17 protein-coding genes, 1 tRNA gene and 2 pseudogenes are annotated in these 20,812 nt (G+C 47.0%); 4 read left to right on the forward strand and 16 right to left on the reverse strand.

What is annotated here, in order from left to right; translation table 11 throughout:
• The first annotated feature begins 4 nt into the window (after window positions 1-4).
• Complete coding sequence (locus tag DXE44_RS01950; protein ID WP_114652228.1) at window positions 5-1,411, forward strand: DEAD/DEAH box helicase; 1,407 nt, start codon at window positions 5-7, stop codon at window positions 1,409-1,411.
• Here the strand turns inward: DXE44_RS01950 and DXE44_RS11155 are convergent.
• Together DXE44_RS11155 and DXE44_RS11160 are read right to left on the reverse strand one after the other, a co-directional pair.
• On the reverse strand, window positions 1,398-1,955 hold the full coding sequence (locus DXE44_RS11155) for a glutamate--tRNA ligase family protein (protein WP_331851826.1): 558 nt from the start codon (window positions 1,953-1,955) through the stop codon (window positions 1,398-1,400). The genes DXE44_RS01950 and DXE44_RS11155 overlap by 14 nt on opposite strands.
• Before the next feature lie 35 nt (window positions 1,956-1,990).
• Window positions 1,991-2,257, reverse strand: a complete 267-nt coding sequence (locus tag DXE44_RS11160) for a glutamate--tRNA ligase family protein (protein WP_331851827.1) — start codon at window positions 2,255-2,257, stop codon at window positions 1,991-1,993.
• Between the two features lie 104 nt (window positions 2,258-2,361).
• Between DXE44_RS11160 and dnaE the strand changes: the two genes are divergently transcribed.
• Window positions 2,362-5,988, forward strand: coding sequence for a DNA polymerase III subunit alpha (gene dnaE, locus DXE44_RS01960; protein WP_114652230.1), 3,627 nt, complete (start codon window positions 2,362-2,364; stop codon window positions 5,986-5,988).
• A 30-nt stretch (window positions 5,989-6,018) separates the two neighbouring features.
• Here dnaE and DXE44_RS01965 read toward each other — a convergent pair whose 3' ends face one another.
• Genes DXE44_RS01965 through DXE44_RS01975 form a run of 3 tightly spaced genes read right to left on the reverse strand, consistent with a single transcriptional unit; the run spans window position 6,019 to window position 8,752 of the window.
• Window positions 6,019-7,176, reverse strand: a complete 1,158-nt coding sequence (locus DXE44_RS01965; RefSeq protein WP_114652232.1) for a glycosyltransferase family 9 protein — start codon at window positions 7,174-7,176, stop codon at window positions 6,019-6,021.
• A gap of 20 nt (window positions 7,177-7,196) precedes the next feature.
• Window positions 7,197-7,976, reverse strand: coding sequence for a glycosyltransferase family 2 protein (locus tag DXE44_RS01970; protein ID WP_114652234.1), 780 nt, complete (start codon window positions 7,974-7,976; stop codon window positions 7,197-7,199).
• On the reverse strand, window positions 7,973-8,752 hold the full coding sequence (locus DXE44_RS01975) for a glycosyltransferase family 2 protein (RefSeq protein ID WP_114652236.1): 780 nt from the start codon (window positions 8,750-8,752) through the stop codon (window positions 7,973-7,975). The genes DXE44_RS01970 and DXE44_RS01975 overlap by 4 nt, the downstream gene beginning before the upstream one ends.
• A gap of 10 nt (window positions 8,753-8,762) precedes the next feature.
• On the opposite strand from DXE44_RS01975, the gene msbA reads away from it, so the two are divergent.
• Window positions 8,763-10,526 (forward strand): lipid A export permease/ATP-binding protein MsbA, encoded by a 1,764-nt coding sequence (gene msbA / locus DXE44_RS01980; RefSeq protein WP_114652238.1) that lies wholly within the window; start codon window positions 8,763-8,765, stop codon window positions 10,524-10,526.
• Between the two features lie 7 nt (window positions 10,527-10,533).
• On the opposite strand, the gene rng is transcribed toward msbA, so the two are convergent.
• From rng to DXE44_RS02020, 8 genes and pseudogenes are all read right to left on the reverse strand, one after another.
• Complete coding sequence (gene rng / locus DXE44_RS01985; RefSeq protein WP_114652241.1) at window positions 10,534-11,997, reverse strand: ribonuclease G; 1,464 nt, start codon at window positions 11,995-11,997, stop codon at window positions 10,534-10,536.
• A complete protein-coding gene (locus tag DXE44_RS01990; protein ID WP_114652243.1) occupies window positions 11,994-12,617 on the reverse strand; it encodes a Maf family protein in 624 nt (207 codons plus the stop codon). Before DXE44_RS01990 ends, rng begins: the two co-directional genes overlap by 4 nt.
• A gap of 7 nt (window positions 12,618-12,624) precedes the next feature.
• Entirely contained in the window at window positions 12,625-13,068 is a 444-nt protein-coding gene (gene rlmH / locus DXE44_RS01995; protein ID WP_114654308.1) for a 23S rRNA (pseudouridine(1915)-N(3))-methyltransferase RlmH, read from the reverse strand.
• A gap of 13 nt (window positions 13,069-13,081) precedes the next feature.
• Window positions 13,082-13,468 (reverse strand): annotated as a pseudogene (gene rsfS / locus DXE44_RS02000) (ribosome silencing factor); the annotation flags it as partial.
• A gap of 54 nt (window positions 13,469-13,522) precedes the next feature.
• A complete protein-coding gene (locus DXE44_RS02005; protein WP_231970537.1) occupies window positions 13,523-14,212 on the reverse strand; it encodes an adenylyltransferase/cytidyltransferase family protein in 690 nt (229 codons plus the stop codon).
• A 16-nt stretch (window positions 14,213-14,228) separates the two neighbouring features.
• On the reverse strand, window positions 14,229-15,140 hold the full coding sequence (hemF, locus tag DXE44_RS02010; RefSeq protein WP_114654309.1) for an oxygen-dependent coproporphyrinogen oxidase: 912 nt from the start codon (window positions 15,138-15,140) through the stop codon (window positions 14,229-14,231).
• 65 nt (window positions 15,141-15,205) lie between these two features.
• Entirely contained in the window at window positions 15,206-16,483 is a 1,278-nt protein-coding gene (gene purD, locus DXE44_RS02015) for a phosphoribosylamine--glycine ligase (protein ID WP_114652249.1), read from the reverse strand.
• Window positions 16,484-16,544: 61 nt separating this feature from the next.
• Window positions 16,545-17,249: pseudogene (locus DXE44_RS02020) on the reverse strand (YebC/PmpR family DNA-binding transcriptional regulator).
• 141 nt (window positions 17,250-17,390) lie between these two features.
• Here DXE44_RS02020 and DXE44_RS02025 point away from each other — a divergent pair.
• Window positions 17,391-17,475, forward strand: a tRNA-Leu gene (locus DXE44_RS02025).
• A 42-nt stretch (window positions 17,476-17,517) separates the two neighbouring features.
• Here DXE44_RS02025 and DXE44_RS02030 read toward each other — a convergent pair.
• The 3 genes from DXE44_RS02030 to lptF all read right to left on the reverse strand — a co-directional run bounded on the left by DXE44_RS02030 (window position 17,518) and on the right by lptF (window position 20,788).
• A complete protein-coding gene (locus DXE44_RS02030) occupies window positions 17,518-18,459 on the reverse strand; it encodes a CysB family HTH-type transcriptional regulator (RefSeq protein WP_114652252.1) in 942 nt (313 codons plus the stop codon).
• A 62-nt stretch (window positions 18,460-18,521) separates the two neighbouring features.
• Window positions 18,522-19,676: an LPS export ABC transporter permease LptG gene (lptG, locus tag DXE44_RS02035; RefSeq protein WP_114652254.1), complete on the reverse strand. Its 1,155-nt coding sequence runs from the start codon at window positions 19,674-19,676 to the stop codon at window positions 18,522-18,524.
• Window positions 19,673-20,788: an LPS export ABC transporter permease LptF gene (lptF, locus tag DXE44_RS02040; RefSeq protein WP_114652256.1), complete on the reverse strand. Its 1,116-nt coding sequence runs from the start codon at window positions 20,786-20,788 to the stop codon at window positions 19,673-19,675. Before lptF ends, lptG begins: the two co-directional genes overlap by 4 nt.
• Window positions 20,789-20,812 lie beyond the last annotated feature (24 nt).

The following is a 20,812-nucleotide window of genomic DNA, read 5'->3' on the forward strand; positions in this document are numbered from 1 at the left end:
TACCTTGACAAATACTGTTCCTGAAATAAATTCCCCTACCGGCGCTACTGAGAGTAGCGCCACCCCAGCAACAATTACCTTTGCTGACTTTGGCTTAGATCCAAAGATTCAAAAAGCGGTATCTGAGCAGGGTTACAACACCCCAACTCCGATTCAAGCGCAATCTATTCCGCACGTTTTGGCGGGAAGTGATTTGATGGGCGCAGCCCAAACCGGTACCGGTAAGACGGCTGCTTTTGTGTTGCCGATCATCCAAAAGATTTTGCGTCACGCAAGCAGCAGCGCTTCGCCGGCTCGTCACCCAATTCGTGCGTTGGTGCTAACGCCGACACGTGAGTTAGCTGTTCAAGTTGCCGAGAATGCAGCAAGCTATTCGAAGCACACTGATTTGCGTGCTGCCGTGGTGTACGGTGGCGTAGATATGAAAGAGCAAGTTGCCACATTGCGTGGTGGCGTAGAGATTTTGATTGCCACCCCAGGACGCTTGCTAGATCACATTGGCTCTAAAGTTGCCAATCTCTCGCAAGTAGAAATTTTGGTGTTAGATGAAGCTGATCGCATGTTGGATATGGGCTTCTTACCAGACTTACAACGCATTATTGATTTGATTCCAGCACAGCGCCAAACGCTTTTGTTTTCGGCAACGTTCTCACCTGAGATTAAGAAGTTAGCGCAAAGTTACTTGCGTACGCCAGTCACCGTTGAAGTGGCACGCCAAAATGCAGCGGCAGATACTGTCAAGCAAGTAGTGCATATGGTGTCTAGTGCTGACAAGCAACGCGCGATTGTGAAAGTCCTTGAGGCGCGCACTCGTCAAGGTTTATCTCGTCAGTGCATCATCTTTACTAACAGTCGTTTAGATTGCGCTCGATTAGCTCGTTCTTTGGAACGCGATGGTATTAAAGCGGGTGCGATTCATGGAGATAAGAGCCAAGGTGAACGTACTCTCACTTTAGATGCATTTAAATCTGGCGCGATCGAAGCATTGGTTGCAACAGATGTGGCTGCACGTGGTTTGGATATTCCTTTAATGCCTTGCGTAATTAATCACGAGCTGCCATTTAATGCGGAAGACTTTATTCACCGCATTGGTCGTACGGGTCGCGCAGGTAGTAAAGGTGATGCGATTGCATTGGTCGATGCTAGCGAAAAACGTTTACTCGACGATATTGAAAAGTTGATGAAACACAAGTTGGATATCCAGCCGCTACCCGAAGGTAATCCTAGCAGAAGCTCTTCAAGATCAGATGCGCCAGCCAAAATGTCAGATCCATTTTTCTATAAGCCTTATGAGCCTAGCGCTGTCACTAAGTCATCATCAGAGACTAGCAATCCTGAAGAGAAAAAAGTGGGCATTACGCCTGCAAGACCTGCTGTTGGTGCTTTACTGGGCGGCTTTAAGAAGAAATAATTTTTCTATTCCAAGTCTGGGTGGCAGCTAAAAGCCACTCAGCAATCGAAGTATCTTTTCCATCCGGAAGATCCCTCAATCCTAAATACTCTCCAGCTTTGCGTAATTCTTGTAAAGTCTGTTGCGCATTCTCAGTATGAATCGCGCTCGCCAAAGTTTGTTTGCTGAGTTTTTCGCCATGCCCTTCGAGCACTAGTGGCAGATGCAAGTAGCTTGGTGTTGGGTATCCCAAAATACTTTGCAGATGTATTTGTCGTGCTGTGTTGTTAAGTAAATCTGCACCACGCACAATATGAGTGATGCCTTGCACTGCATCGTCTACCACTACGGCAAGTTGATAGGTGAATACGTCATCCCGACGACGCAATACAAAATCCCCCACTTCTTGATTCAGGTTTTGACTTTGCTTGCCTAGGGCTAGATCTTCAAAATGAATACTGAGATCTGGGGGTAGGGCAAGTCTCCAGGCCGCTTCAACCGTGAAGCTATTTCCATTCTCATATAGGGGTATTTGTTGGGGGCGGCAGCTACCAGGGTAGACCATTTCTTGATTGCGAGGAGTGACTACACCACGAGCCTCTAGAGCGCTTGCAATGCTTTGCCTAGAGCAGGTGCAGGGATAGCGGTTTGGAGCTCATTTAAGCGCTTTAGAGCCTTTTTATAGCGATCTTGGTGCTTTGGCCATGCTGGCTCCTCGTCCCAGCTAAGGCCGCAGGCAAGCAATTGGCGTAGGATTTCTTGATCCGCCCCCGGAATGCAGCGGGGGGTATCTAAATCCTCAATTCTGAGTAGCCATTTCCCTTGATTTTGTCGAGCATCTAGCCAACTTCCTAGGGCTGCAACCAAGGATCCAGCATGAAGCGGGCCAGTAGGCGAGGGGGCAAAGCGCCCGCGATAGCCGTCGGCTGGGGATGGGGGATTTTAAGGTTCGGCACAGCTAAAATGATCTCATGGCTTCACCCCGTTTTGTTCATCTGCGCGTCCATTCCGAGTTTTCAATTACGGATGGTGTCGTTCGCATTGACGATGCGGTTGCTGCAGCTGAAAAAGATGGTATGGGGGCCTTAGCGCTTACCGATTTGAGTAATTTATTTGGCTTAGTCCGTTTTTATAGTGCCGCACGCTCAAGCGGAGTTAAGCCGATTGCAGGTGCAGATGTTTGGATTAGCAACCCCCAGGACCCAGATCAACCCTACCGTTTATTGCTCTTAGTTCAAAACCACTCTGGTTATCTCAATCTCTGCCAGTTGTTGAGTAAGGCCTCTCTGGAAAATCAGACTCGTGGTCGTGCTGAGGTGGATCCAAAATGGTTTAGTGAGCCCTCCTCTAAGGCTGAAGATAAAGCGGCAAAAAGAACGCTTGCATATGGTTTGATTGCGCTCTCGAGCGGACGCTGGGGTGATGTTGGTGCTGCGCTCTTAGCGGGTCAAGAAGACCAGGCTAAAGATGCCGCTAAGCATTGGGCAAAATTATTTCCTAATGCTTTTTACATTGAAGTGCAACGTGGGGGCCATCCTCAAGATGAAAAGCAGCTCCAGCTTGCCTGTCATCTTGCTAGCGAGTTGGATTTACCCATCGTTGCAACACATCCTGTGCAGTTTATGCAAAGAAGTGATTTCACAGCTCATGAGGCGCGTGTGTGTATTGCAGAGGGTGAGCTCTTAGGCAACCCCCGTCGCACTAAGAAGTTTAATGAAGAGCAATATTTCTTATCTCAAGAAGAGATGGAAAAGCGCTTTGCAGATTTACCTGTTGCACTCGCTAATTCAGTAGAGATTGCGAAACGTTGCAATCTCTCGTTGACCTTAGGTCAGCCACGCTTACCGGATTTCCCAACACCGCCCGGTATTACGCTAGACGATTATTTGTTACAGCAATCTGAGATTGGCTTGAAGCGCCATATGGAGCGCAATTTCCCGAATCCAGAAGAGCGTGCAAAGGAAGAGGCTCGCTATCACGAGCGCCTAGTCTTCGAGGTGAAGACCATTGCTCAAATGGGCTTCCCGGGCTACTTCCTGATCGTTGCGGACTTTATCAATTGGGCAAAAAACAATGGCGTACCAGTGGGTCCTGGTCGTGGATCTGGTGCTGGCTCTTTGGTTGCTTATTCACTCGGTATTACTGATCTTGATCCACTGCGCTATAACCTCCTCTTTGAGCGCTTCTTAAATCCTGAGCGGGTATCGATGCCCGACTTCGATATTGACTTCTGTCAGCATGGGCGCGATCGCGTGATTCAGTACGTCAAAGATAAGTACGGAAAAGACGCAGTCAGTCAAATTGCGACCTTTGGAACCATGGCTGCCAGAGCGGCGATTCGTGACGTGGGTCGCGTGCTGGAGCAAGGTTATAACTTCGTTGATGGTATTGCCAAGTTGATTCCGAATAAGCCAGGTCAGTACATGACTATTGAAATGGCCAAGAAAGAGGAAAAGCAATTAGGCGAGCGCGAAAAGAATGAAGATGAAGTGCGCCAGCTTTTATCTCTTGCACAGCAGCTTGAGGGCATGACCCGCAACGTCGGTATGCATGCGGGTGGCGTATTGATTGCCCCTGGTCGCTTAACCGATTTTTGCCCGCTTTACACACAAGAAGCAAAAGACTCTAAAGATCAAGAGAGCGGCTCCGTTATTAGTCAGTTTGATAAGGATGATGTAGAGGCTATCGGTCTGGTGAAATTTGACTTCTTGGGTTTAACCACGTTGACTATTTTGGCCGCTGCTGAGAAGTGGATTAAGACGCTACATGCCGATCGTAAAGATTGGAATATTGGTGAAATTCCGCTTGATGATGAAAAAGCTTTTGAAGTTTTAAAGAATGCTAATACGGTCGCCGTCTTCCAGTTGGAAAGTCGTGGCATGCAAGGCATGCTTCGTAAAGCCAAGCCTGACCGCTTCGAAGACATTATTGCGCTCGTAGCACTCTATCGCCCAGGCCCAATGGATTTGATTCCGGACTTTATTGAACGTAAACATGGACGTCAAAAAGTAGGGTATCCAGATCCACGTATTGAGCCCGTTCTGCAAGAAACCTACGGCATTATGGTCTATCAAGAGCAGGTGATGCAGATGGCCCAGATGATTGGCGGCTACTCGCTTGGTGGTGCTGATATGTTACGTCGTGCCATGGGTAAAAAGAAGCCTGAAGAGATGGCACAGCATCGCAAGATCTTTAGTGATGGCGCAAAAGCCGGCGGAATTACTGAAGGTAAAGCCAACGAGATTTATGACTTGATGGAGCGCTTTGCGGGCTATGGGTTTAATAAATCACATGCTGCTGCCTATGCACTCTTGGCATATCAAACCGCCTGGCTAAAGGCCTACTACCCTGCTGAATTTATGGCGGCCAACTTATCGCTCGCAATGGATGACACCGATAAGGTGAAGATTCTGTATGACGATTGCTTGGCAAATAATATTCGCGTGTTCTCACCAGACATTAATACTGGTGTTTATGTGTTCACACCATTGCGTGCGCCAGACGCAGCTCCAGATTCCCCAATTAGTCATATTCGCTATGGTTTAGGTGCTGTAAGGGGTACGGGTGAAGCGGCAATCGAAGTCATTGTGAAAGCCCGTGAGGCGGGTGGTCCGTTTAAAGATCTGTTTGATTTCTGTGCACGCGTTGATCGCAGACAAGTGAACCGTCGAGCAATTGAGGCTTTGATGCGTGCAGGCGCTTTTGATAGCTTGTATAAAGACTCTATTCCTGCTGGCGGTAATCCTTACGATATTCGATCCACCTTATTGGCTTCTCTTGCACGTGCAATTGAGGCGGCGGAACAAGCTGAAGCTTCAATTAATCAAGCGAGTTTGTTTGAGGTAGCAGGGGAAGAGGATTGCCACCTGCCTGAGTTGGTGCGCGAACCAGTGTGGCCTGAAAAGAAACGCCTACAAGATGAGAAGAACGCCCTCGGACTCTGTTTGACTGGCCATATGTTTGATGCCTATCGTGATGAGACGGCGCATTTCATTCGTCAACCATTAGCTAAAGTGACCGAGGGTAAAGATCAGTTGATCGCCGGCATTATTACTTCTGCCCGCATGCTGACGGGTCAGCGTGGCCGCATGATGATTGCAACCATTGATGATGGTACTGCTGCTATTGAGGTGACGCTCTATAGCGAAGTCTATGAACCGAATCGTTCTTGGCTTAAAGAAGATGAATTGCTTGTAGCTAAAGTGAACGTTACCCCCGACAAGTTTTCCGGGGGAATGCGTATTGTGTCTGAGGCAGTGATGGATATTACGGGTGCCCGTATGCGTTTTGCTCGTAATGTGCACCTATCGATTGATTCAGCGATTGACCTTAAATCCTTACGTAGCCAAATTGGGCCCTACTTAATGAGTAATCGTGTGCGGGATCCCAAGTTGGGACCTGCAGCAGCCCCTATACCAAGCGGAAGTGAAGGGCTGAAGGGTTTAATGCTTACGGCCGCGGTGACTACTAGTGGTGGAGCTTGCTTGATGCAATTCCCAGAAGAGTTACGCATCTATCCTGATGATGCCTGCTTGCATAGTCTGATTCAGATATTGGCGGCCAAGAAATCCAATACTGTTCAAGTTCAATATCACTAAATCAGCAGTTCGAAAACCACCCAGAGTGATTTATTGATTTGTAGCGTCTTGAAGCGCTGCAATCACTTGATTTGGATCTAGCTGATCTAGGCATTCGCTATTACTGCTTGCGCGGTCTTCGCAGCCTGCTTTACGACAGGGGACGCATTCACCGGGGCCTTGCAGGATCGTGACATTACCAACTGTCTGCAAGCGAGCTCTTAATTGATAGGGCTGTTCACCAATAAAACCATTAGGCCACGGACCAAAGTTAGTGGGTGGCGTTGGACCAAATAAGGCAATGGTAGGTGTATTGCATGCTGCTGCTAGGTGCGTGATCGACGTATCCACCCCGACATAGGCAACTGCTCCACGAATCAGTGCTCCCGCTTGTGAGATAGTAAGTAGGCCTGCTGTATCAACAACATGACTGCGGGTTTCTTCATCAAGCAATAACAGGATATCTTTGTTTAGCTGTAAATCTTGCTTGGCGGGTGATGCGCTTAATACAACTTGCCAACCTTGTTTTGCAATCCATGTCAGCAATGTTTTCCAATAGGCAAGCGGCCAACGCTTGTAGGCAGTCAAGGGTCCTGGATGTACTACAACGTAAGGCGCGTGGAGTTGATCGGCAATGCTTGGGGTGATTGGATCGCCAGCAGGTGGAGTGACTGAAATAGGTTTGCTAAATAAATCTTCCTGCTTTTTGTAAAAGATCTCAAGTAGGCGAAGCTTTTCAGTAATGACATGTTGTGCGAAATAATCCACATCAACTGTATGTAAGCAGATAGCTTTTTTCCAGGAATTTTGCTTATCGCTCTTGTTTTTCTTGGTCTTGTCTTGTTCAGTCAGGCCTTGAGGATGGCCACCTAGTACGCCAACGCGGTGATGAGCGGCTACTAAGCCATAGAAGTAGGCTCGATCACTAGGTTGTGTAACTACTGCTAAATCGTAACGTTGAAAAAGCTTAAAAAATAAGGGGAGATATTCTTTGAATTTTGGGCGGTCTGAAGTTTCGATTGTCCGGACAATATCAGTATTACCTTTGAGCATTTCGAGCTTGCCACGGTAACCTAAAAAGTGAAACTCGGCATCAGGCCATAGTTCGCGTGCTTGAGAGATGAGTGGCGTAGTGACCAGGACATCCCCAATTTGGCGAGTCGCAATAAATAAAACTTTTTTAGGCTTTAGTGCTGAGAATGCAGTCATGGGGTTAATGTAACTCGATCCTACTGAGCTTTAGCCAGAATTTTTTCACGGACGCGACGTGCATTTTCTGCGGCATTGGATTGATCATTGATGCGGTGGTAGAGATGAAGTACTTCAGTTGACCAGGATCCGGATTTACGAATCAAGCCCCTGTTCTGTAGTCTGAAAACAAAATCCGCATCCTCGTGACCCCAGCCCGTCATGGTTTCATCAAAGCCGCCAATGGCTTGGGCGTCGGCTTTCCAGCAGGCCATATTGCAACCTTTAATACGACGCCATACAAATTTCTTATAGTTGCGCCATGCGCTATCGCCTAGTTTGATTTTGAGAGACCAATACTTATTGATGTCACCGGATAGTCGATAGCTCAATAACTTACCGATAAATTTTTTGAAATCCCAATGAGGCCATAAGAGCAATTGTTTGCTGAGCTCGTCGTTAAGTAAAATACGACTACCCGTAACCAAGTGGTTTGCCTGAGATAGTGTTCGATGTTGGGCGATAAAGTCTGGCTGCACAAGACAGTCACCATCTAAAAATACGAGATAGTCACCATGCGCTGCCTCGATTGCTTGATTAAGAATGCGGGCCTTGCGAAAGCTCTGATCCTCTTGCCAAAGATGCGTCATTTTTATTGGCAAATGCTTCCGCGATTCTTCAATAAGTTCTTTGGTCTCCGAGGTAGAGCCGTCATCAGCAATGATGATTTCAAAATCTAAATCAGTTTGAGTGCCAAGTGACTCAAGACATAGTTTGAGAGCTTGTGGCCAGTTATAGGTCGCTAGAAGTACTGAGATCATTTGCTGTGATATTGGTGATGTGCAGCTTCTTGATGCAATTGCCATAGCTTCATGTAGCGGTAGTAGGCACCTTGCCCACTGGAGATGGCTAAAGCAAAGCCCTGGGGACCATCTAAAAAGCCAAGGCGTATAAAGTAGGCTCGAGTAAAGGCCCAGATACCATGAAGTACCGCTTTTAATGGGCTACTTTCTTTCCCTTTTGAAAATGCCTGCTCTGCTGATGCAGTTGAATAGCAGTCCAACTTTTGCAGTACTTGTGAGTAGTTCATGAAGCTGTAGTGCAACATGGGATTCTCCAGCCTCGCCACCTGCCCATTCGGAATAAGTCGTTCATGAACCAGATCGTCTGAGAAGCGCGCAGTGCCCCGCTTAAATAGCCGATCAACATAATCTGGGCTCCACCCAGAATGGCGAATAAAGCGCCCACAGTACCAAGATAGACGTGGAATGGCAAAACAGTCAACATGAGCTGCATGATTGATGGCCGTCAGAATTTCACTTCTGAGGGCGGGAGTCAGTCGTTCATCCGCATCTAAGGAGAGCACCCAGTCACCAGTGGCAAGGTCTAAGGCACGGCTCTTTTGAGGCCCAAATCCAGGCCAATCGGCTGGTTGGCTAATGATGGCCCCATGATTTTTGGCGATCTCTAGGGTGTTATCGGTGCTATTGGTATCAACCACCACGATTTGCTGGGCAATCCCCTCCAGAGAGGTCAAACAATCGGCCAAATTGGCCTCTTCATTGCGAGTGATGAGTATGACGGATAAGGTAGGCATAATTCATTATATGAATGCTCAAGACCGTACCGCCCTAAATCGCTTAATTCAGTACCTGAAACCCCATATCTGGACGATTGTTGGGTCTTTATTGGCCATGGCGCTTGTTGCTGCCGCTGAAACCTCTATTCCGGCGCTGATGAAGCCTTTGTTGGACCGTGGCTTCACTGGGCAGATGGATAACAAGCTCTGGCAGGTGCCAGTTTTCTTGGTCGGATTAGCCCTTGTCCGCAGCTTAGCTCAGTTCCTGTCAAATTATTTGCTGACTCGCGTTATTAATTCCATCTTACTTAAATTGCGCCAGCAGATGTTCCAAACATTACTAAATGCATCAACTACTTTTTTTCAGAAGAACTCGGCATCGAATTTAATTAATGCGGTTGTTTTTGAGGTGAATAATGTTCTCTCCATCATGGGCGGCATGTTAATCAGCTTGGTACGAGATTCTCTTATGGTGATCGGATTAATTGGTTACCTGATTTATCTAAATTGGCAACTGACTTTGGTGATTTTGGTGATCTTCCCCATTATTGCCTTCATCATGAGCAAAATTAACAAGCGCCTGCGGTCCTTAAATCGCGAGCAGCAGACTCTCACTAGTGAGTTAGCGTACATTGTTGAAGAATCAGCTGCTGGTTACAAGATCGTGAAAGTACATGGTGCTGAAGAATATGAGATGGGCCGCTTTATGGAAAAAGCCGGTCGTCTTCGTCAATTTGCCTTGAAGTCGGCGGTGGCTGGAGGCTTGAATCAGCCAATCACTCAATTGATTGCTTCCATGGCGCTATCGATCGTTTTGGTAATCGCTTTGATGCAGTCAGCCTCCGAAGGTGCTACTGTTGGTGGCTTTGCCTCTTTCATTACCGCAATGATGTTGGTGATTTCGCCGATTAAGCATTTGGCCGACATTAATCAGCCCTTACAACGCGGCTTAACTGCAGCGGAAATGATTTTCTCACTCATGGATCAACCTTTTGAAGAAGACGAGTCCCGAAAAGAAAATATGAAGTCTTTGGTGAAATCTAAGGGTGGAATCCGATTTGAGGATGTTGGCTTCTCTTATCAGCAAGAAGCGGGGCGTAAAGATGCTCTCACTGGTGTCAATTTGAATATCAAGCCTGGCGAAGTTGTTGCCTTTGTGGGGCCGTCTGGTGGCGGAAAGTCTACCTTAGTTAATTTATTGCCCCGATTCTTTAAGCCGACAAGTGGGCAAGTTTTCTTAGACGATATTCCGCTTGAGGACATTATTCTTGCGGATGTGCGCAAGCAAATTGCTTTTGTGAGTCAGGATGTGATTTTATTTAATGACAGCATTGCAGCAAACGTAGCCTATGGTGCTGTTGGTCCAGAAGGCATTGACCGTGGGCGCGTGATGGAGGCGCTTGAGGCAGCAAATTTATCTGCACTGATGAAAGAAATGCCTGAAGGAATTGATACTCAAATTGGGGATAACGGCAATCGCCTATCCGGTGGTCAGCGCCAGCGTTTAGCCATTGCGAGAGCCATTTATAAAGATGCACCTATCCTCATCTTGGATGAGGCAACTTCTGCACTGGACTCTGAATCTGAGCGTCAAGTGCAAGATGCTTTGGAGTGTTTGATGGCGGGCAGAACTACTTTGGTGGTTGCACATCGCCTATCAACTATTGAGCATGCCAATCGGATTGTGGTCTTAGAGCATGGCCATGTGATTGAGAATGGCTCACACGAAGAGTTGATTACTAAGGATGGCATGTATGCCAACTTGCATCGCATTCAGTTTTCAAATGCTTAGTCTGTAATTAACTGAGGACGATGTCGTACTGCTCTTGGCGGAAGCTACCTTCAGCCTGAAGCTTGATTGGCTTGCTAATAAAATCGCCCAGCTGCGCCAAGAATTGATTTTCTTCTTCTAGGAAGAGATCAATCACATCAGGCGCTGCAACAATCCTAAATTCCCGGGGATTAAATTGGCGATGCTCGCGCACAATCTCGCGCAAAATCTCGTAACAAATAGTTTGTGCTGTTTTGATTTCGCCCTTGCCTTGACAGGTAGCACAAGGCTCGCAAGTAATATGGGCAAGGGATTCACGAGTGCGTTTTCGTGTCATCTCCACCAAGCCTAGCGAGGAGAATTCACTTACTGAAGTGCGAGCGTGATCACGCTCTAAATTGCGATTGAGTTCATGCAACACCGACTCTTGATGCTCCTTGTTCAACATATCAATAAAGTCAATGATGATGATGCCGCCAAGATTGCGTAAACGGAGTTGACGAGCAATAGCCTGAGCGGCCTCAAGATTAGTTTTAAATACGGTGTCATCAAAATTGCGTGCGCCGACATAACTACCGGTATTGACATCAATCGTAGTCATGGACTCTGTTTGATCGATCATCAGGTAGCCACCCGATTTGAGATCAACTCTTCTGCCAAGTGCCTTATTGATTTCAGCATCCACATCAAAGAGATCAAATAGGGCGCGCTCACCACGATGCAATGTAAGCTTATCCAAGAGATTTGGCATGTATAACGTTGCAAACCCCCTGAGCTTTTCAAAGTTTTCCGCAGAGTCAACTCGGATTTTTATAGTTTCTTCACCAGCAACGTCGCGCAATACGCGTTCGGCTAAACTGAGGTCCTGGTAAAGCAGGCTGGGAGCAGCTTTATGGTTCACGGCTTCACGAATCTTCTCCCAGGTAGTACGTAGGTAACGCATGTCGTGCTCAAGCTCAGTATCGCTGGCATCTTGTGCGCTGGTGCGCACAATGATTCCGCCTTTTTCATCGGTAGGCACCAGTCCTGCAAGGCGCGCCTTGATAGCCTCTCGTTCCTCAGGCAGATCAATTCTTTGGGATACGCCAATATATTTTTCTATAGCCGCATCAGTTCCAGCTGGTGGTAGATGCACCAAATTACGGCCAGCAATACTCAATTGAGTTGTGAGGCGTGCACCTTTAGTGCCCAATGGATCTTTGAGAACTTGGACTAAAACATTTTGCCCCTCGAAAAGCAGTTTTTCGATTTGTGCTTGAGGATTGTTTTGCGTGATATCAGCGACGTGCATAAATGCAGTGCGCTCTAGGCCGATCTCAATGAAAGCAGATTGCATGCCTGGCAGCACGCGTACAACTTTGGCTAAATAGATGTTGCCGACAATGCCGCGTTGCCGTGTCCGCTCAATCTGAAGCTCTTGCACAGCACCTTGCTGAATTAAAGCTACCCGGGTTTCTTGGGGGGTGATGTTGATTAGAATTTCTTCATTCATATGCGGGCAACTTTAGCGAAATCCAATAATTGGTTAACTTCAAAAATAGGTAATCCCATGATACCGCTATAGCTGCCTTTAATTGAGGGAATAAAAGCCCCTCCCAAACCTTGAATACCATACGCCCCAGCTTTACCAAAGGGCTCCCCACTCTGAATGTAGCCGTCAATTTGCACTTGAGTTAAATGTGCAAACTCCACTTCGGAGATTTGCACTAAACAAAGAGGGTTTGTTTTAGGATCAATTGTGAGCACAACTGCAGTGAGTACTTCATGCACTTGGCCGCTGAGCATTTTTAGAATGCGTTCAGCATCGGCAGCATCGTTCGGTTTTCCCAGAATCTCGCCTGCAGGATTGCCAGGCAAGCTGACGGTGGTATCTGCACACAGAATAGGTGCCCAAGGTTTTCCGCTGTTTTGCCACCTAGTTAATGCGATGGTGCTTTTGGCGAAGGTGACTTGCTCAACATAATCACAGGCTCGTTCATGGGGTAGGGGTACCTCAAGGGTTTCTGTATCTTCCCCCGGCGCTGCAATCAACATTTCGAATTGGACGCCAATCTGTTTGAGTAACTCTTGGCGTCGCGGGCTTTGTGAAGCAAGATAAATATAAGAAAACATGAATGGCTTACTCGCGGTGATAGGGGCGGCCTTGCAAAATGGTCCAGGCTCGATAGAGCTGCTCAACTAGCAATACTCTTGCCATGGCATGAGGCAGCGTGAGGCTCGAGAGGCGCCACATCGCTTGAGCACCCTCTTTGAGACTAGGCTCGAGTCCATCGGCGCCACCAATCAAGAAGGTGATGTCAAAACCTTCTTGGCGCCAGTTTGCCAACTGCGTAGCTAGATTTTGAGTGGTTTGATCTTTGCCACGTTCATCCAGCGCAATAACACGAGAGCCTTTTGGAATGGCTGCTGCAATTTTGATAGCCTCTTTAGCTGGCGTGAGATCGGGCTTAATCTCTTTGATTTCGATGCTGTAGTCTGCAGGCATGCGCTTAATGTAATTATGGGTTGCAGTTGCAACCCATTCTGGCATTTTGTGACCAACAGAAACAATCGTTAAACGCATTGCTAAAGCATTAATCTTCGTCGTCAGGTTCACTTGCTTTCACAAGACTTTTGTCTGCTGCCAATTTGACGCGCACCGGCTTGGCGCCCCACATACCTTCAAGTTGGTAGTACGCACGTAATGCGGGTTGCAGAATATGAACCACGATATCGCCACAGTCGACGAGCACCCATTCACCAGTCTCTAAGCCTTCGATTGAGATGACTTCGCCACCCTTTGCATTAACAGCCTCTTTAACCGACATAGCTAAAGATCTTGTCTGACGATTGGAGGTACCAGTGGCAATGATCACACGATCAAATAACTCACTGAGTTTGGTCGTGTCATAAACACGAATATCTTGCGCTTTGACATCTTCAAGGGCATCGATCACGACGCGTTGTAACTTAGTTAAGCCCATAGTTTCTTTAATATTTTTCTGAGATTTTTGTATATAAGGGTGATCTTAGTCTGATTACTTATACAGGCCTAGATTTGTGATGATTTCTAATGCGTGAGATGGAATGTGCTCGGAGGCAACGGCGCTACGAGAAGTGCTTTTAAGTTGGTTTCGTAAGTCGGTTGATGAAAGATCTACTGAAAGACTGTTATCTACGTAGATGCGGCCAAATGGGCTTTTTTCAAGGGTATCCGGGTCAGTACATTGATGATTTACCAATAAAGTCTCAATTTCAGGACTCATCTCCACGGAAAGTGCATGGTGAGGCCTGCTGGCTACTACGAAATTCACAAAACCTAACAATTGATCCCAGGAGTTCCAGAAGGGGAGATTCAAAAGGGAGTCAGCCCCCATTAACCAAGTCAGGCTAACTTTAGGGCCAAAACGCTCTCTGAGAGCTTTTGCGGTATCAATGGCATAGCTCGGGCCTGCGCGATCAATTTCGATGCGGTCAACGCCAATTTGAGTTGGTATTTTTAAGTACAGAAATGCTCGAGCCAGATCAATGCCGGCTGCTTCAGTCAGTTTCAGCCGTAACTCAGCAGGCGTGATACCGGAGTTTTTTTGCCAAGGTTCGCTACTGGGGATTAGTAGCAAGGCATCGAGATGCAATACCTTTGCAAAACGCGTAGCCAGTTTAAGGTGGCCAAGATGTGGTGGGTCAAACGTACCACCCAGAATGCCAATTTTTTTTGGGGTATCCAAATGCGCTGAGCTCAACTTAGGCTAGCCAGTCACGCGGCTTGAGGTAGTAGTCGTAAAGCTTAGCTTCTGGCGTCTCAGGTTTTGGCTGCCAGTTGTACCACCATTGCACTACCGGTGGCATAGACATCAAAATAGATTCAGTGCGTCCACCAGAATGCAGACCAAAAATAGTGCCACGGTCAAATATCAAGTTGTATTCAACATAACGACCGCGACGGTATTCTTGAAACGCTTTTTCTTCGGCGGTAAAGCTGTCTTTATAGCGACGCTCCACAATCGGCAGGTAAGCATCAATAAAAGCATCGCCAACAGCGCGTGTCATGGCAAAGCTCTTCTCAAAACCAAGCTCATTAAAGTCATCAAAGAAAACACCACCAATACCACGGGGCTCTTCACGGTGCTTGAGATAAAAATATTCATCACACCATTTTTTAAATCGTGGATAGAGCTCCTCACCAAATGGATCTAAAGCATCCTTAGCTGTTTGATGGAAGTGTTTGCAATCCTCATCAACACCATAGTAGGGCGTCAGATCAAAGCCACCTCCAAACCACCACACAGGCTCTTTATCAGGAGCCTGTGCAATAATGCAGCGCACATTCATATGAGTGGTCGGCACCTTGGGATTATTTGGATGAAAGACCAGTGAAACGCCCATGGCTTCGAAGCTGCGACCTGCAACCTCTGGGCGATGGTGTGATGCGGAAGGTGGCATTTGGTCACCGCGTACGTGTGAGAAGCCTACGCTACCTTTTTCTAGAATATTGCCACCATCCAAAATGCAGGTGCGCCCATAACCTTTAAGCTTGCTGTCTTCTGGCTTTTCCCAACCATCCACCATAAAAGTTTTGCCATCGAGCGCACTCATCGCAGTCGTGATGCGATCTTGCAGTCCTAAAAAGTAATTTTTTAATTCTGCAATATTGATTTGAGTATGTTCAGTTGATGACAAGGTTTAAAGGTCGCTATATTGGGATGGATAAATGAATTGAATTACTTCACTGCGCGATAGCCAATATCTTTGCGATATTGCATGCCATCAAATTGAATTTTAGAAATAGCCTCATACGCTTTTTGCTGAGCACCGCGAACAGTATCTGATAGACCCACTACGCACATCACTCGACCCCCTGAGGTGAGAAGCTTGCCATCTTGCAGCTTGGTACCAGCATGAAAGGTCAACTGGTCTTCGGTGTCGGCTGGAATGCCGGTGATAAGGTCGCCATTGCGCGGTGTATCTGGATAGTTATGGGCTGCGAGCACTACGCCTAATGCGGTACGACGATCCCAATCTAACTCCACTTCGTTCAGGGTTCCGTCAACTGCATGGTCTAAGGCATTCACTAAATCACTACGCAGGCGCGCCATGATGGGTTGTGTCTCTGGATCACCCATGCGGCAATTAAATTCCAAAGTCTTAATCTTGTCATCCGGAGAAATCATCAGACCCGCATAGAGGAAGCCAGTGTAAGGAATGCCATCAGCCTTCATACCCTTCACAGTAGGCATGATGACCTCTCGTAAAGCGCGTGCATGAATTTCTGGAGTGACAACTGGGGCAGGGGAGTATGCACCCATGCCGCCTGTGTTGGGACCCTGATCAGCATCGAGTAGACGTTTATGGTCTTGGCTAGTGGCTAAGGCTAAAACATGTTTGCCATCTACGAGTACGATGAAGCTCGCTTCTTCGCCAGTCAGAAATTCTTCAATGACTACGCGTGCACCAGCATTACCCAATTTGTTGTCGGCGAGCATCATATCGACGGCTGCATGGGCTTCTGCAAGATCCATTGCTACAACAACACCTTTGCCTGCAGCTAGACCATCGGCCTTGATAACAATCGGCGCACCTTTAGCGTCAATGTAAGCATGCGCCTCTAATGCATTTGAAAATGTTTGGTATTCCGCTGTTGGAATGCCATGACGCTTCATAAATGCTTTTGAGAAATCCTTTGAGGACTCCAATTGAGCGGCAAGTTGGGTTGGCCCAAAAATACGCAAGCCATTATTGCGGAATACATCTACGATGCCTGCAGCCAATGGGGCCTCAGGACCAGCTACGGTTAGATGAATTTTTTCACGCTTGGCAAAGTCTGCCAATTCTTGAAGGCCTGAAATAGGAAGGTTTTGAATGCCTGCAGCATCCTGCTTTGCAGTGGCTGTGCCACCGTTGCCTGGCGCTACATATACGCTTTGAACTTGTGGGGATTGAGCAAGCTTCCATGCCAATGCATGTTCACGGCCGCCGGATCCAACTAAAAGAATTTTCATAAAGAGCTAAAAGAGATATTGATGAATGGTATTGAATGAATTGAACGGATAAACTGACTGATTACAAAGAGGCATTTGTAAATACTTCTTGAACATCATCTAAGTTCTCAAGCGCATCTAATAGTTTTTGCATGCTTTCAGCTTGCTCACCTTCAAACTCAGTTTCTGTTTCAGGGCGCATCGTTACAGTGGCTATCTCTGCTTTTAAGCCGGCTTGAGTGAGAGCATCCTGAACTCTCGGAAAATCAGGAACTGGGGTGAGCACCTCAAGCGATCCATCTTCATGAGTAATCACATCCTCGGCGCCTGCATCTAGTGCAACCTCCATGAGTTGATCTTCATTGGTGCCAGGAGCAAATATCATCTGGCCGCAGTGTTTAAACATAAAGGCAACAGAACCTTCGGTGCCCATATTTCCACCATTTTTTTGCAAATGCATGGCGTACTTCGGCAACAGTGCGAGTGCGGTTATCCGTTAAGCAATCAACGATGATGGCTGCTCCATTAAGACCATAACCTTCATAACGAATTTCTTCGTAGTTCACACCTTCTAGTGAGCCTGTGCCACGCTGAATTGCCCTTTGCACGTTGTCATTGGCCTTATCAATAGCCAGGCGCAAACGGGGGTGTTCGTAGCAATATCGCCGCCGCCTAATTTAGCTGCAACCGTAATTTCTTTGATGAGTTTGGTCCAAATCTTGCCGCGCTTTTCGTCTTGACGTCCTTTGCGGTGCTGAATATTGGCCCATTTCGAATGGCCGGCCATACGGGTAAGTCCTTTTGAGTAATGTGGCTTGAAGTCTTTATTTTAAGGGCTTCTGAACCCAAGAATGGGGGTGATGCAACTTTTTTGTTACACTCTCACCTCTTGGTAAGCTTCAATGCAGTTTTTCCACTGCAAACACCTGCCCCGGTGATGGAATTGGTAGACGTGCCGGACTCAAAATCCGGTGCCGCAAGGCGTGGCGGTTCAAGTCCGCCCCGGGGCACCATCTCAAATAGGTTGTTGTTTACGCCTTTAGATGATCTAAACCCTAAATCTCGTAAGTTTCTGCCTCGCTATTCATCGCCTGTTCCACAATTTTCTTCGTGAGCGTTGGTGAGAATAGTTCAATGAAGGTGTATACAAAAGAGCGCAGGTAGGCCCCTTGCTTAACGCCCAGATGCGTCACATTGTTACTAAACAAGTGCCCAACTGGAATGACTCGGAGATTACGATCTCTATCGGCGTCATAAGCTAAGCCAGCAACAATCCCGACACCCATTCTAGTTTCAACATAGGTCTTGATCACATCCGCATCAATCGCTTCCAAAATAATATCGGGGCTGAGATTACGTTGCGCAAATGCGGCATCAATCTTGCTGCGGCCTGCAAATGCTCTGTCGTATGTGATGAGTGGATACTTGGCAATTTCTTCCAAGGTGATGGTTGACTGATTGAGGAGGGGGTGACTCAGCGGCACCATGACTACGTGTTGCCATTGGTAGCCTGGAAGCGCAAGGACGCCAGGAGTATTGGCAATACCTTCGGTTGCTATTGCGATGTCAGCGCGATCATGAATGAGTAGCTCTGCAATTTGTCCTGGGCTTCCCTGTTGAATGCTGACCCGAACCTTTGGAAAGCGCTTGGTAAATTCGGTAAGTACTTTGGGTAAGGCATAGCGAGCTTGAGTATGTGTGGTGGCAATCACAAGGTTACCCTGATCCTGACTGGCAAAGTCTTTACCAACTCTTCTGAGGGTTTCCACTTCATCCAGAATGCGCTCAATCGAAGCAAGAATTCTTTTGCCCGGCTCGGTAAGTGAGCGGATCCTTTTGCCGTGGCGACGAAATACCTCTACACCCAGCTCATCTTCCAGCTCAATAATGGCCTTGGAAACTCCAGGTTGAGAGGTAAAAAGTGCTTTGGCTGCGGAAGTCAGATTGAAGTTTTGTCTTACGGCTTCGCGGACAAAACGAAATTGGTGCAAATTCATATGGATTCCATTCTTTATATCAAATGAGATATATCAGTAAGATTCTATATGATTTTTTGGTATTAAGCTCTAGATACCCAACGTAAACCCACAATCGCCAAAATGAAATACAGCAATGGGGGTGTTAATGCGGTAAGCAGCGCGGGCCAAGACCCCAAAAGGCCTACATTCGAGAAGAGCGAGTTAAAAAGCTGAAAGCTCATTCCCAGCATTATGCCGCCAAATATTTTAATACCGACACTGCCTGCGCGCACCTTAAGGTAAGCAAATGGCAGGGCTAATGTCAGCATGACAAAGATCGTAAATGGGCAGATTACTTTTTTCCAGAACGCAATGGAGTGCCTCTGCGCATCTTGTTTGTTATCTCTCAAATGGGAAATAAATCGACCCAAACTAAAGATCGACATTTTTTCTGGACCCACTAAAAGCACGCTCAGAATTTGTGGTGTGACTTCAGACTCTAGACTCACGATTGGGTGGATAAAAGTTTGTGCCGAATAGACTGGGTTCAGCGGATCGGTCTGTTTGGTTTCTTTGAAGCGAGTTTCGGTAACGTCATCCAGAAGCCACGTGCCTGTTTGATCAAAGCGTCCCGAAGCAGCACTTCGAATGGAGAGCAAGCGGCAGGCATCATCAAACTCGTACATATGAATATTTTTGATTTCATTGTCTTGTTCAATTTTGCCAACGTTGACATAGCGGACTCCAGGCCTCACTGGGCCGCTGCCATCTTCATCGCGTAAGCGATCTTTTACCCAAACCCCAGTCTTGAGTTGGGAGCTATACGATGAACCTAAAGCTTTCATGCGAATCTTCTCTGACAGATTCTCGGTATAGGGTCTCAGCCACTCACTCATGATGAGCGTCAGAACAACTAGAGGTAATGAAATCTTGGCCAAGGTAGTTAAACCCCTGCGGATATCTAACCCAGCAATACGTAAGATCGTGAACTCTGACTGGCTAGCCAACATGGCAAACACATAGATACTTCCAATCAGGCTAGCAATGGGAATGATCTCGGAAATCCGACTTGGCGCCTTCAATAAAACATGTAGGAGGGCTAGTGGCAGAGTGTACTGACCTTTTACAGAACCAAGCTCACTCAGAATGTCAAAGAATAAAAATAGTGCCACTAACGCAAATAGGATTAAGCCAAAGGCAGCATATATCTGCTTAGCTAAGTAGCGTTCAAAGATATAGGGGAATAGATATTTCATCTATTGACCAAGAATGAGGGGAGCTGACGGCGCCACCATTTCAACGAGGGGTTGATGCGGTTGCGTATAAGTAGAAAGGCAATGCCAAAGGCAAGGACATGTATGGGCCAAGCCACTACAAAAACATTTACCTTGCCTTGTGAGACAAAGTTTTGAGTGAGGTTGAGAAGATTGCTATAGATTAGATAAATCAGCACGGCATAAAACATCGCGGTGTAGTTACCCAGCCTGGGATTGACGTAGGCAAGCGGGATGGCAATGAGTACCAAGCCTAAGGCCATCAATGGTAGGCCAATGCGCCAAAGTAATTCAGCATAATTCGGATTCATTGCAATCGGATCGGGATCATTTAGCAGTTCCATGACTGTTTTTTCACGATCGCGCGGCGCTGGATCAAGTGCACTTTTGCTATGAATTTGGGTGCTGTATTCAGCAAATTCTAAAATTCTGAAATCTGGTTGCGTTGGGAGTCCTTCATAACGACGGCCATTATTGAGCACAATCGATTTCCCACCTCCCTCTGCATTCTCAATGAATCCGGTGGCTGCAACGGCAACACTTAGCCGCCCATTTTTGGGTTCTGCCGCAAAGATATTCTTTACTTCGCTTTTATCGACATCCAACTCTTCAATAAAAAATACCCGCTCTGCTTTAGCTGATTCCCTAAACTGACCCGCGGTAACCATAGATACATCACTACGTTGCTGAAAACGTTGACTAATGATGGTGGATTCGCGATTGGCCCAAGGCCAAACAAAAAGAGCCAAGAGGGCGATGATGACAACCAGTGGCGCTGCAAAGCGCAGAATTGGTCTAATGAGACTGGCAATGCTCAGGCCACTAGCAAACCAAACAATCATTTCCGAATCTTTGTACCAGCGCACCAATACTATCAAGACGGCTACAAACAGGGAGACCGTGAGAAGAACGGCCATGTAGCTGAGGGTGGCTAGCGCTATTAAAACTAGGGCATCCTCTGGATTGATAGCGCCATTTGCGGCAAAGCCCAAAATTCGAATGACTAGGGTGGTAATCATGATGGTGACCAAGACTAAAAAAACACCACCAGTCGTAAAACTGAGTTCACGGCGAAGGGCTTGGTGAAAAATCATGAATAAATAATGAGTTAGCTGTTA

The sequence above is a fragment of the Polynucleobacter necessarius genome (assembly GCF_900095175.1).
In the GTDB taxonomy this organism is placed as follows: domain Bacteria; phylum Pseudomonadota; class Gammaproteobacteria; order Burkholderiales; family Burkholderiaceae; genus Polynucleobacter; species Polynucleobacter necessarius_I.

Excerpts from the sequence above, each read along its gene's own strand:
- rlmH (WP_114654308.1), bottom strand. The coding sequence starts at position 13,068 with ATGCGTTTAACGATTGTTTCTGTTGGTCACAAAATGCCAGAATGGGTT.
- msbA (WP_114652238.1), top strand. The coding sequence starts at position 8,763 with ATGAATGCTCAAGACCGTACCGCCCTAAATCGCTTAATTCAGTACCTG.
- lptG (WP_114652254.1), bottom strand. The coding sequence starts at position 19,676 with ATGAAATATCTATTCCCCTATATCTTTGAACGCTACTTAGCTAAGCAG.
- DXE44_RS11155 (WP_331851826.1), bottom strand. The coding sequence starts at position 1,955 with ATGGTCTACCCTGGTAGCTGCCGCCCCCAACAAATACCCCTATATGAG.
- DXE44_RS01970 (WP_114652234.1), bottom strand. The coding sequence starts at position 7,976 with ATGATCTCAGTACTTCTAGCGACCTATAACTGGCCACAAGCTCTCAAA.
- dnaE (WP_114652230.1), top strand. The coding sequence starts at position 2,362 with ATGGCTTCACCCCGTTTTGTTCATCTGCGCGTCCATTCCGAGTTTTCA.
- purD (WP_114652249.1), bottom strand. The coding sequence starts at position 16,483 with ATGAAAATTCTTTTAGTTGGATCCGGCGGCCGTGAACATGCATTGGCA.
- DXE44_RS01975 (WP_114652236.1), bottom strand. The coding sequence starts at position 8,752 with ATGCCTACCTTATCCGTCATACTCATCACTCGCAATGAAGAGGCCAAT.
- DXE44_RS01990 (WP_114652243.1), bottom strand. The coding sequence starts at position 12,617 with ATGTTTTCTTATATTTATCTTGCTTCACAAAGCCCGCGACGCCAAGAG.
- DXE44_RS01965 (WP_114652232.1), bottom strand. The coding sequence starts at position 7,176 with ATGACTGCATTCTCAGCACTAAAGCCTAAAAAAGTTTTATTTATTGCG.
- DXE44_RS02030 (WP_114652252.1), bottom strand. The coding sequence starts at position 18,459 with ATGAATTTGCACCAATTTCGTTTTGTCCGCGAAGCCGTAAGACAAAAC.
- rng (WP_114652241.1), bottom strand. The coding sequence starts at position 11,997 with ATGAATGAAGAAATTCTAATCAACATCACCCCCCAAGAAACCCGGGTA.
- lptF (WP_114652256.1), bottom strand. The coding sequence starts at position 20,788 with ATGATTTTTCACCAAGCCCTTCGCCGTGAACTCAGTTTTACGACTGGT.